Source organism: Vogesella mureinivorans (genome assembly GCF_007644035.1).
Classification (GTDB): domain Bacteria; phylum Pseudomonadota; class Gammaproteobacteria; order Burkholderiales; family Chromobacteriaceae; genus Vogesella; species Vogesella mureinivorans.
This window is the reverse complement of record NZ_VMTV02000291.1, coordinates 281,718-291,974: the sequence shown is the minus strand read 5'-3', so window position 1 is coordinate 291,974 and position 10,257 is coordinate 281,718. Positions and strand designations below refer to the sequence as shown.

At 60.4% G+C, this 10,257-nt stretch carries 14 protein-coding genes and 2 tRNA genes; 9 read left to right on the top strand and 7 right to left on the bottom strand.

Annotated features, from left to right (window positions below; genetic code table 11):
* The first annotated feature begins 3 nt into the window (after positions 1–3).
* From FLQ44_RS09810 to FLQ44_RS09780, 7 genes are all read left to right on the top strand, one after another.
* Positions 4–94 (top strand) — tRNA-Ser (locus tag FLQ44_RS09810).
* A 61-nt stretch (positions 95–155) separates the two neighbouring features.
* Positions 156–246: transfer RNA gene (locus FLQ44_RS09805), tRNA-Ser, on the top strand.
* Between the two features lie 116 nt (positions 247–362).
* Positions 363–1,397 carry an adenosine deaminase gene (locus FLQ44_RS09800; RefSeq protein ID WP_147694242.1) on the top strand — a complete coding sequence of 345 codons (1,035 nt, stop codon included), beginning with the start codon at positions 363–365 and terminating at the stop codon, positions 1,395–1,397.
* A 58-nt stretch (positions 1,398–1,455) separates the two neighbouring features.
* Complete coding sequence (locus FLQ44_RS09795) at positions 1,456–1,722, top strand: hypothetical protein (RefSeq protein ID WP_147694241.1); 267 nt, start codon at positions 1,456–1,458, stop codon at positions 1,720–1,722.
* Between the two features lie 27 nt (positions 1,723–1,749).
* Positions 1,750–2,823, top strand: coding sequence for an RHS repeat domain-containing protein (locus tag FLQ44_RS09790; RefSeq protein WP_147694240.1), 1,074 nt, complete (start codon positions 1,750–1,752; stop codon positions 2,821–2,823).
* A gap of 21 nt (positions 2,824–2,844) precedes the next feature.
* Complete coding sequence (locus tag FLQ44_RS09785; protein WP_147694239.1) at positions 2,845–3,132, top strand: hypothetical protein; 288 nt, start codon at positions 2,845–2,847, stop codon at positions 3,130–3,132.
* Positions 3,133–3,268: 136 nt separating this feature from the next.
* Positions 3,269–3,721 carry a hypothetical protein gene (locus FLQ44_RS09780; protein WP_147694238.1) on the top strand — a complete coding sequence of 151 codons (453 nt, stop codon included), beginning with the start codon at positions 3,269–3,271 and terminating at the stop codon, positions 3,719–3,721.
* A gap of 24 nt (positions 3,722–3,745) precedes the next feature.
* Here the strand turns inward: FLQ44_RS09780 and FLQ44_RS09775 are convergent, their stop codons facing one another.
* From FLQ44_RS09775 to FLQ44_RS23620, 4 genes are read right to left on the bottom strand one after another with little or no spacing between them, the layout of a single operon-like run.
* Positions 3,746–4,342 (bottom strand): transposase, encoded by a 597-nt coding sequence (locus FLQ44_RS09775; RefSeq protein WP_170252914.1) that lies wholly within the window; start codon positions 4,340–4,342, stop codon positions 3,746–3,748.
* Between the two features lie 44 nt (positions 4,343–4,386).
* Positions 4,387–5,184, bottom strand: a complete 798-nt coding sequence (locus FLQ44_RS09770) for an IS3 family transposase (RefSeq protein WP_240801235.1) — start codon at positions 5,182–5,184, stop codon at positions 4,387–4,389.
* 20 nt (positions 5,185–5,204) lie between these two features.
* Positions 5,205–5,519: a DUF1153 domain-containing protein gene (locus FLQ44_RS09765; RefSeq protein WP_147694236.1), complete on the bottom strand. Its 315-nt coding sequence runs from the start codon at positions 5,517–5,519 to the stop codon at positions 5,205–5,207.
* Between the two features lie 48 nt (positions 5,520–5,567).
* The gene (locus FLQ44_RS23620; RefSeq protein WP_170252912.1) at positions 5,568–5,945 is read right to left on the bottom strand and encodes an IS110 family transposase; all 378 of its coding nucleotides are present in this window, start codon (positions 5,943–5,945) and stop codon (positions 5,568–5,570) included.
* Positions 5,946–6,251: 306 nt separating this feature from the next.
* Between FLQ44_RS23620 and FLQ44_RS24875 the strand changes: the two genes are divergently transcribed.
* Positions 6,252–6,359, top strand: a complete 108-nt coding sequence (locus FLQ44_RS24875; protein WP_369126602.1) for a type II secretion system protein — start codon at positions 6,252–6,254, stop codon at positions 6,357–6,359.
* A gap of 273 nt (positions 6,360–6,632) precedes the next feature.
* Here the strand turns inward: FLQ44_RS24875 and FLQ44_RS09750 are convergent, their stop codons facing one another.
* Together FLQ44_RS09750 and FLQ44_RS09745 are read right to left on the bottom strand one after the other, a co-directional pair.
* Positions 6,633–7,034: a hypothetical protein gene (locus FLQ44_RS09750; RefSeq protein ID WP_147694234.1), complete on the bottom strand. Its 402-nt coding sequence runs from the start codon at positions 7,032–7,034 to the stop codon at positions 6,633–6,635.
* On the bottom strand, positions 7,031–7,606 hold the full coding sequence (locus tag FLQ44_RS09745; protein ID WP_147688984.1) for a thymidine kinase: 576 nt from the start codon (positions 7,604–7,606) through the stop codon (positions 7,031–7,033). Before FLQ44_RS09745 ends, FLQ44_RS09750 begins: the two co-directional genes overlap by 4 nt.
* 136 nt (positions 7,607–7,742) lie before the next feature.
* Between FLQ44_RS09745 and FLQ44_RS09740 the strand changes: the two genes are divergently transcribed.
* Entirely contained in the window at positions 7,743–8,168 is a 426-nt protein-coding gene (locus FLQ44_RS09740) for an acyl-CoA thioesterase (protein WP_147694233.1), read from the top strand.
* A 70-nt stretch (positions 8,169–8,238) separates the two neighbouring features.
* On the opposite strand, the gene mnmC is transcribed toward FLQ44_RS09740, so the two are convergent.
* Entirely contained in the window at positions 8,239–10,236 is a 1,998-nt protein-coding gene (gene mnmC / locus FLQ44_RS09735) for a bifunctional tRNA (5-methylaminomethyl-2-thiouridine)(34)-methyltransferase MnmC2/FAD-dependent 5-carboxymethylaminomethyl-2-thiouridine(34) oxidoreductase MnmC1 (protein ID WP_147694232.1), read from the bottom strand.
* Positions 10,237–10,257 lie beyond the last annotated feature (21 nt).

Genomic DNA, 10,257 nt, shown 5'->3' with positions numbered 1-10,257 from the left:
TCTGGAGAGGTGGATGAGTGGCTTAAGTCGCACGCCTGGAAAGCGTGTTCAGGGTAATACCCTGACGGGGGTTCGAATCCCCCCCTCTCCGCCAGTATTTACAATCTGCGCCCTGCCGGAGATTGCCGCAGCCTACGCTGCAAGCAAACTATTCTGGAGAGGTGGATGAGTGGCTTAAGTCGCACGCCTGGAAAGCGTGTTCAGGGTAATACCCTGACGGGGGTTCGAATCCCCCCCTCTCCGCCAGAATCAAAAAGCCCTGCGCACTAGCGCGGGGCTTTTTGCTTTGCTATCCGGCGCTGGCAGGGGCTATCACGAATGACCGCGCCGCACATTGCGGCCAACCTTGCAGAAAGCCCGCCATGACCCACCCCGTAGACGCGCTGATTGCGGCGCTGCCCAAAACCGAGCTGCACTTGCATATTGAAGGCACGCTGGAGCCGGAGCTGATGTTTGCCCTGGCCGCGCGTAACGGCATTACCCTGCCGTATGCCAGCATCGACGCGCTGCGTGATGCTTACCAGTTCGACAGCCTGCAGTCCTTTCTGGACCTGTACTACGCCGGTGCGGGCGTGCTGCAAACCGAGCAGGACTTTTACGACCTGACCTGGGCCTACCTCGAGCGCGCCCACGCCGACTGCATCGTGCACACCGAAATCTTCTTCGACCCGCAAACGCACACCGACCGCGGCATTGCCTTTGCCACCGTTTACCACGGCATACGCCGTGCGCTGGACGCGGCGCAGGCGCAGTGGGGCATGAGCTCGCGCTTGATCATGAGTTTTTTGCGCCATTTGAGCGAAGAAGCCGGCATGGCCGTGCTGGACCAGGCCGAGCCGTATCTGGCCGGTATCGATGGTTTCGGGCTGGATTCCAGCGAGCTGGGCCACCCGCCGTCCAAATTTACCCGCCTGTTTGCCCGCTGCCACGCGCTGGGCCTGCCCTGTGTGGCGCACGCTGGCGAAGAAGGCCCGGCGGCGTATGTGAGCGAGGCGCTGGACCTGCTGCAGGTATGCCGCATTGACCACGGCGTACGCAGCCTGGAAGACAGCGCCCTGGTGCAAAGGTTGGCCGCAGACCGCACACCGCTGACCGTGTGCCCGCTGTCCAACCAGCGCCTGCAGGTCACGCCGGATCTGGGCCAGCACCCGCTGCGCCGCATGCTGCAGGCCGGCTTGGCGGCCATGGTGAACTCGGACGACCCGGCTTATTTTGGTGGCTACCTGAACCAGAACTTCTACGCCTGCCGCGAGGCGCTGGGCCTGACGGCGGAAGAGGTGGTGCAGCTGGTGAACAACAGCTTCGAGGCCAGCTGGCTGCCGGCTGCCGATAAACAGCACTGGCTGGGCGAGGTTGGCCGCATCCATGCGCAGTGGCAGGCGGCGCAGGCGGGCTGATTGCCAGCTCTGGCGTCGTAAAAGCACAAGGCCACGGCAATGCCGTGGCCTTGTTGTTTTGCAGGGTCGCTCAGGCCGACTGCAACGACTCGGCAATGCGGCCACCGGTAAAACCTACTGGCAAGCCGATAGCCTCGACGCCGCCGGGTGCGCCACCCGCCAGCTGTTTGCCGGCGGCAGCGCCGCCGTCAACCGCGTGTACAACAACCGCGACCGGGTCGAGCTCGTCGATGCCGGTGCCGCCTTCCAGGAACGTTACCTCTACGACAGCGTCGGCAACCTCAAAACGTGCAACCTGAAGATCACCGCCGGCACCCCGTACTAGTACAACGAAAACTTCAGCTACGACGAGTTGAACCGCCTCACCAAAGCCAGCGGTGACAACCCGGTCAGCACCCAGGACATCGTCTACGACGAACTGGGCAACATCACCTACAAGAGCGGCGTTGGCAGCTACAGCTACCCCGCCAGCGGCCCCGGCGTGGTACGCCCCCACGCCCTGACCGCCCTCAAAGGCGTAGACGGCATCGAGCGCGGTTTCGAATACGACGCCAACGGCAACCTGGTCCGCAATGAAAACCGCCTCGCCAGCTGGACCAGCTACAACCTGCCCAAAACCCTGGAAGGCTATGGCCAGCGCGAAGAATACTGGTACGACGCCGAACACGAGCGCATCAAGCAAGTGTCCAGCAAATACGGCACCCAGCTGTACTTCAACACCGGCAAAGGCAGTGGCCTGTTCTACGAGAAAACCATCGGCACCGATGGTAAAGTCGAACACAAGCACTACCTCACCACCCTGGGCGACGTCATTGGTGAAGTTGTCAAACGCGACAACCCGGCCGCCGGCCAGGCCGCAGAAGAAGAACGCTACTGGGTCAAAGACCACCTGGGCAGCAACCGGGCCATCATGGGTAGCAGCGGCCAGCTGCTGGAAAGCCTGGGGTTTGACGCGTGGGGCAAACGGCGCTACGCCAGCGGGCAGACCGATGCGGCCAACCCGGGCATTGCCGGCCAGACGACCGACCGCGGTTATACTGGTCACGAGCACCTGGACGAGCTGGGTCTGATCAATATGAACGCGCGGATTTACGATCCGCTGCTGGGGCGCTTCCTGAGCCCCGATCCGGAGGTGACGGACGAAGAGCGGATGCAAAACTACAACCGCTACGCGTACGTGATGAACAACCCGCTGAGTTATACCGATCCGAGTGGGGAGTTTGCAGTTCTTGCAGCGCCAGCAGTAGCTTCCCAGATATCTGGTTTTATGGGAGCGGTGGCCGGCCTATCAATTGGTGCTGCTATTGCAGATAATATTGATCTGGTTGACAGGGAAGTGTTTGATCGAGTTGCTGCCGATGCCCGTCTTGATAGTCAATCTCCTAAAATTGGTAGACCAAGTAGTCAATCACTAGATACCAGATAAGTTGGCAAAGCAAAGCCGGATGTGGGTGGAGCATATGGAGAAGCTCCACAAAAGAATGAAAGTCAAGTTTCTGAGTGTAGGCAGAAAAAGCCTCTTGACGCGGCGCAAGCAAAGGGGGTGGGTCGTAAGCCAAATAGGACAGCGGGTTCTATGGGCGCACCAGATCCAGAGGATGATCCAGATGATAAGTACGCGGATAAAAATTATGGTGGAAAAAAGAAGTCTCCTCAAAAGAAAGCGAATGAGAATAGACAGCCCGCGTCTGAAAAAAGGGTGGATAAGTTAGGTAATGATTTAGAAAAAAAGTAAGAGATGCATATGGGAACGAAGCGGGCAGAGAGGCTAAGCGAGATTTCCATGATAAGAAAGAACCTGGGTATGCAGATAGAACTTTGGAAGAGGCGCTGGAGCACGTTAAAGATGTTTTGAGAGATTGGGGTTTGTTGTGATTGAAGAAATAAAAAGAGTTGTTAATGCGCTGCACTCTTTAGAGTGCACATCCTTTAAGCATTTTTCTGATTCTTCACTGGAGTTGATTTTTGGTGAGGATTTGATAAATACTAGAGTTGGTTTAAATAAATTTGAATTTAGACCTGCTTATCGATTTATGATTTACGCCCGCAGCTGGCGATTGGTGAGTAATGATAAATTGCTCTTGGGGGCATGTAGTTCTCGTGATTGGGATGGAACAATTGAATTGATTGATGTCTATCCTTTGGGATGTCTTGTTGATATAAGGGTTGTAAGTAAATTTGATTTACAATTGGTATTTGAATCTGGCTTTTCAATTTTTGTTTTTTGCTTGAATGATGATTCTGAGGAATTGTTTTATTTTAGGCTTGGAGAGGTTTATGCTGGATTTTCCTGCATAAATGGATGGAATTTTTCTGATGAATAAGCACGGTAGATACCGTCTTGCCCGTCAGCTGATCTTGGCGTAATCCGCCCGATAGGGCTGACGGGTTTTCCACACCCCGAAGCACAAATGCACCAGCTTGCGCATGGCCGCCCCCAAGGCGGCCATCTTGCATTTGCCCCGCGCCAGCAAGCGCGCGTACAGCACCTTCACGTGCGGGTTGTATTTGGTAGCCACCACCGCCGCCATATACAACACGGCGCGCAGATGCGCAGGGCCGGCTTTTGACAGCCGTGCCCGACCCAGTACCGAGCTACCCGATTGCCGCTCCACCGGCACCAAGCCTAGATAGGCCGACAGTTGCTCAGCGTTGGCAAAGTGATGCCGGTGCAACACCGACAACAGATGGCGGCCAACCTGCGGCCCCACCCCCGGAATGCTGTTCAGCAGCGCCAGATCGTCTTTCAATACAGGGTGACGGTCGATGTGGTCATCAATATCCTGCTGCAGCCTTTTCAACTGCGTTTGCAGGAAAGCAATCGAGTCTGCCAGTGACTGACGGATCAACTCTGGCGTGTCGGCGGCATCGGCTTTTTCCTGACGATTCCTCTCGCGCTGCAGATCCTGCGCAACCGCCTCTCGCCGCGATAGCAGCGCCTGCAAGACGCGGGCCTGTGGGTGTAATGACCCAGCCCTTTCTGCACAGGTCAGGCTGCTAATTGATACGCCATCGCCGGCGTCTTCATCCCCAAAGCCTGGTGCGGGCGTCGGTGGTTGTAGAACCCGATCCAGTCTGCAATCACCCGGCTGGCGTGCGCCAGGCTTTCAAAGCGGTGCCGATACGCGCACTGCTCTTTCAAGGTGCGGATCACCCTTTCCACCATCCCGTTCTGCTCCGGCGTGTACGGCGTGATGAACTCCTGCTGCAAACCGTAGCTTTTCACCAAGGCGGTGTAGTTGCGGCTGGTGAACACCAAGCCGTTATCGCTGCGCAGCAGAAAGCGTTGCGGTACTCGGCCCAGGCAGCCAAAGCGATTGATCAGCGCGTGTTCCAGCGCCGATTCGGCCGTTTTGGACTTGCCACTGCGTGACAGATGCCAGCCCAGCAGTTCGCGAGTGCAGCAGTCAATCACCAAAGCCAAGTGGCACCAGCCATCCTTCCCCGCCCAGATGCGGCACAGGTCGGTGGCCCAACGTTGGTTCGGCTCGGCGGCCACCGATGGCAGGGCTTGCACGCGCGGGCGGAAGCCGACGGGCCGCTTCTTCACCTGCCAGCCTTTAAGCTGAAAGATGCGCTGCACGGTGTTTTTATTCATACCCAGCAGGCCTGCCACGGTGCGGTAGCCGAATGAAGGGTTCTCTTCAATCATCTCCTTGATCGGCTCGACCAGTTGCGGTTGCAGCTTGGGTGCAGCCTTTTGCGGGCGGTAGTACAGCGTGCGACGTGGCACGCCGAACCAGCGGCACAGCTTGCTGATGGGCACCTGAATGCCGTCGTCTGCCAGTCCCTGCCGGACGAGGTGGACTACTTGTCGTCCTCGCCCAGCAGAGACTGCAGCTTTTTTCGGGCGCGCAGCTCCAGCATGGCTTCGCCGTAGGCTTCCTGCAGCTCTTTGAGTTGTTTTTCGTACTGCTCGCGGATGTCCATCGGCTTGGCACGCAGGGCGTTCTCCATGCCACGTTTGGCCTCATCGACCCAGGTTTCGATCTCGGAGGGGGGCAGGTCGAAAGCGCGGGAGGCTTCGGCCACCGTGCTCTTGCCTTGAATGATCTCCATCACCAGCGCGGCTTTGCGCTTGGCGGTCCAGCGTTTGATGTCGTCTTCCATGGTCATACTCATCACATGCTCCTGTGTGAATTATGACCTGTGCAGGTTTTTAGTGGGTCATTACATGGGTGGCGTCCAGATCGCAGGCTGTAGCAGGGCGCCGTAGCGGGCCAGCACTTGGCTATCGATACCGTCGGTTTTGCTGCGGATGGCCAGGCCTTTGGCGAAATCACGTATCTGAGCCGGGTTGACAATGGAGATGGTGACACCCGCATCACATAGCGCCATGGCGGCCTGTTCATGGTAAACACCGGTGCCTTCGATAATGGCGTGAATGCCCGAAGGGGCAAGATCCTGCTTGTGCAGCCATTGCAGTAGTTCGGCGAACCCTGTCTGTGTGTTGGCCACCGACTTGGCCTTGCGCTTGCCGCTGGCGGGGTCGAGTAACAGGCTGCAATCCAGTTTGGCCTTGGCGACATCGATACCGAGGTAAAGCATGGCAAGACTCCTGAGAAGAAAAGCCAAATCGCCCACTTGCCTTGTGCATACAGGGTTGACCCCTTGGCTACCGTTCAGTGTTGGGCTTGGCGATGAGGTGAATCCGGGGGCTTGATCTACGAAGCAAGGTCTGGCCTTAAGGTTGGGCTCAAGCTGCCCCGGATTCGTGTGGTGATAGCTAATCACCACAGTAGGCAAGATACAAGGTTGGGTTGAGCGCAGCGAAGCCCAACGTTTACCGCGAATAACTGGCAGGCCGTACGCCATCATCGCCTTGCGGCCAACCTTGGCTGTTTGTTTTGAATCATGATCGCCCACGTTATGCCAAACCATAATATTCGGCCACCCCAAGCACTACGCGGTTTCACCATGCTGGAGCTGCTGGTTGTGTCGCCATCCTGGGTCTGCTGGTAGGCTACGTTGCACCGCGCTACCTCGGCCTGCTGTCTAACGCCGAAGTATGCACCGCGCAGGCGCAGCAGGATGCTGCCGGCGAGGTATTGGGCCTGACGGCGGCAGAGGTGGTGCAGTTCCGGCTGAGGACAAGCAGCGCTGGCTGGATGAGGTTGGCCGCATCCATGCACAGTGGCAGGCAGCACAAGCTGGCTGACTGAGCGCCAGGTTTGGCGTCGTCAAACAACAAGGCCACGGCAATGCCGTGGCCTTGTGCTTTTACGGGGCCGTGGCTCAGGCCTTGCCCTTGGTGAGCTGGTGGTGGTCCAGCAATACCTGGTAGCTGGCGCTGGCGGCCTCGGCCAGGTCGGCCTGGCGTGGGTGGCCGGCAAAAACCAGCTCGGCGTCCAGGCTGCGCAGGGCGCGGCGGGCGCTGGTGCAGACCTCTACCGCAGCGTTGAAGTCTGGCGCGCTGATAACGCGGCCATTGCGGATCTTGCGCGCGTATACGGCGGCCATTTGTGCGTACTTCAGCGCCATCTCGCAGGCTTGCCAGGCGCTGTCTTCTTCCAGGCTGGCAAACAGCTGTAGCACGGTGTGGCAGGCAGCTTCGGCGCGGGCGTGGCGTTTGTCGGCCGCCTGGCGCTCGGCGCTGGCGGGTGCGGGCTTGCTGCCGCCTTGGCGGGGTTTGCTCATGGTGTGTCTTCCCGGGCGTGGCCCTGATAAAAGCATTTGGCGCACACGGCGTGGTAGCGCGTGTCGTCGCCGATATCGACTTGTGGCCCTTCCTGCAGCCGCTGGCCCTGGCCGTCTACGCGGATATGCATGGTGGCCTTGCGCCCGCAAGTGCAGATGGTCTTGATCTCTTCGATGTCCTCTGCCAGCGCCAGCAGCCAGGCGGCACCGGGGAAGGGCTCGCCTTTGAAGTCGCTGCGCAGGCCAAAGCAGATCACCGGTACGTGGCGGGTGTGCGCCAAGCGGTGCAGCTGCTGCGCCTGCTGGCTGCTGAGGAACTGTGCTTCGTCGATCAGCACGCAGGCTATGCCCTGGTAGTCTTGCGCCAGAAAGTCGAATGCTGCGTCGTAGGTTAGCGCGTCGCGCTGGATATTCAGCCGCGAGGTGATCTTGCCCACGCCGTAGCGGTCGTCGATGGCAGCGGTATACAGGCGCACGGCCTTGCCCATGGTTTCGTAATTATTGGCGATCTGCAAAAGCTGGGTGCTCTTGCCGCTATTCATCGCCGCGTAGCGGTAAAAAAGTTTGGCCATGGGCGTGTGCGTGCGTAAGGGGCTGGCATTTTAGCCCAAGCGGGGCAGGGTGTGCGAACAGTGCGTTTGTGCCGGCTACTTACGTTTACGGAAGCGGGCCGTTATCATGATGCTGCATTGCACACAAAGGGACACCATGGATAAGACTCTGCCTTTGCTGGACCGCCGTACCATTACCATGCGCTGGGGCGATATGGACGCGGTAGGGCACCTGAACAATACCTATTATTTTCGCTACATGGAGCAGATCCGTGTGGAATGGCTGGACGGTATGGGTTTTCCCATCGACCCGGCCGGTGTCGGCCCGGTACTGGGCAGCACCAGCTGTACCTACAAGCGCGAGCTGTCCTACCCGGCTACCGTGGTGGTCACCACGGAGGTGGTCAAGGTTGGCCGCAGCAGCCTGACGCTGCGCCATCATTTTTATCTGCAGGGCGATGACAGCACGGTGTACGCAGTGGGCGAGGCCACGCTGGTGTGGGTGGATTACCAGGCGGGCAAGTCGGTGTCCATCCCCGAGCCTATCCGCGAGCGGCTGCGCGCTGCGGGTGCCGAAGCCTGACGCAGGGCGCACCATAAAAAAGGCGCCGTTCACATGAGCGGCGCCTTTTTGCGTTGTGGCGGTGACGGGGTCAGTCGCGTTCGCGCAGCTTCTGGCGAATGATGTCGCGTACCAGGAAGCGGCTGGGGTGGATGGCGTCCATGATGGGCTTGGGCAGCGGCGCCGGCTCGTTGTCCAGCAGGCTGGCCAGCACCTCGCCGCATAGCGGGGTGGTGACCATGCCGCGCGAGCCGTGCGCGGTGCTGACAAACAAGCCGGTGACTTCGGGCGCATCCTGGCTCAGCTTCAGCGAGGCATCGCGCCCCAGCGGGGCGTACAGGTCGTTGAAGGCTTCGCGGTCCACGATGGCGCCACACATGGGCAGGTAGTCCGGGCTGGTGCAGCGCAGCGCGGCGCGGCCGCTGCACTGGCTGGCGCTCAGGCTGTCGCCACCCAGCGCCTGGTGCAGCGCCGGGCTCATCTGCGCCAGCATGTCCAGGTTTTCCTGATGCTCGCTGGCGCAGGGCTGGGTGTCGCTGGTGTCAAACTTGAAGGTAGCGCCCATGCAGTGGGTGTCGCCGCGTGCCGGTGAAATATAGCCTTCGCCGCAGATGACGGTTTTCAGCGCGTGGCTGGCTGCGGTGGCCGCCACCACCGACACCTGGCCGCGAATGCGTTTTACCGGCAGGTAGAAGGTGGGGTCGAACTGTACCGTTTCGTTGGCGGTGGCCAGCACGGCAATACCGCCAATGGCCATGGGGCCATCGCTATCCATGGCTACCCAGCTGTGGTCTGCCGGGTTTTGCGATAGCTCGGTAATGGCGGTAGCCAGGCGCAGGGTGATGTTGGGGTGATCCAGCAGGCGGCGTACCAGCGCAGGCGGGTGCAGCCAGCCACCCTGCGGGAAGTACAGGCCGGGCAGGTCTACCGCGATGCCGGCCAGCTGCGAGGCTTGTTCGCTATCCACCGCGTGCAGAATGCCGTGCGGCAGGCCAGCCAGGGCCAGGCCGTGCTGGCGTTTGCTTTCTTCGGCATTGTGCGCCAGCTGCAGTACACCGCACTGGCGCCAGGTGTCGTCGCCTTGCGGCAGGCTGGCGGCCAGGGTGCGCAGGCTGTAGCCGTAGCCGGACAAAATCAGCTGGGTAAGCGGGGTAAAGTGCGGCGACAGCTTGGTGTACAGCACGCCTTGCGGGTTGCCCGACGCTTCGTTGGCCGGTACCGGGTGGCGGTCTACCACGGTAACCTGCCAGCCGCGCACGGCCAGGCTGTAGGCAATGCTGGCACCGGCAATGCCGGCCCCTACCACAATGGCGGTGCGCTCCAGCTGGGCGGGCAGCTGCGGGCGCGCATACCAGGGCGCTTGCCAGCTGCTGGCGGGGGCGCTGGCCAGCTGGCCGCGCGTCATTTCCCGCTTGCTGCCAAAACCGGTGACTTTTTCTACCGCAAAGCCGGCCTCGGCCAGGCCACGGCGTACCACGCCTGCGCAGGTAAAGGTGGCCAGCGTGGCGCCGGGTTTACTCAGGCGCGCCAGCTGTTCAAACAGCGCGGGCTGCCACATGTCGGGGTTACGTGACGGGGCAAAGCCATCCAGAAACCAGGCATCTACCCGCGCATCCAGCTCGGGCAGGGTGGCCAGCGCGTCGCCTACCAGCAGGGTGAGCGTGATGCGCCCCGCGGCCAGCACAAAGCGGTGCCAGCCGGGTGCCAGCGTTTGGTACTGTTGCAACAGCTCGGCGGCCTCTGCGGCCAACGCTGGCCACATGGCCAGCGCACGCTGCATGTCGTCCGGGGCGAGCGGGTGCTTTTCTGTGCTGACAAAAGCCAGGCGTGCCCCGGCCGGGGCGTGGGCCAGAAAACACTGCCACGCCACCAGAAAGTTCAGGCCGGTGCCAAAGCCGGTTTCGCCAATGGTGAACAGCCCGCCGCTTTGCAGCGCAGCAAAACGCTGCGGCAGGTCGTTGTTATCGACAAACACGTGGCGGGTTTCGGCCAGGCCGCTATCGCGCGAGAAATACACATCGCCATAGTCGGCCGACATCGGCAGGCCGGTGCTCCAGTCCAGACGGGCAGGGTGAAGAGGTGAAGTCATGCTGTTGCCTGGTGCCATAGG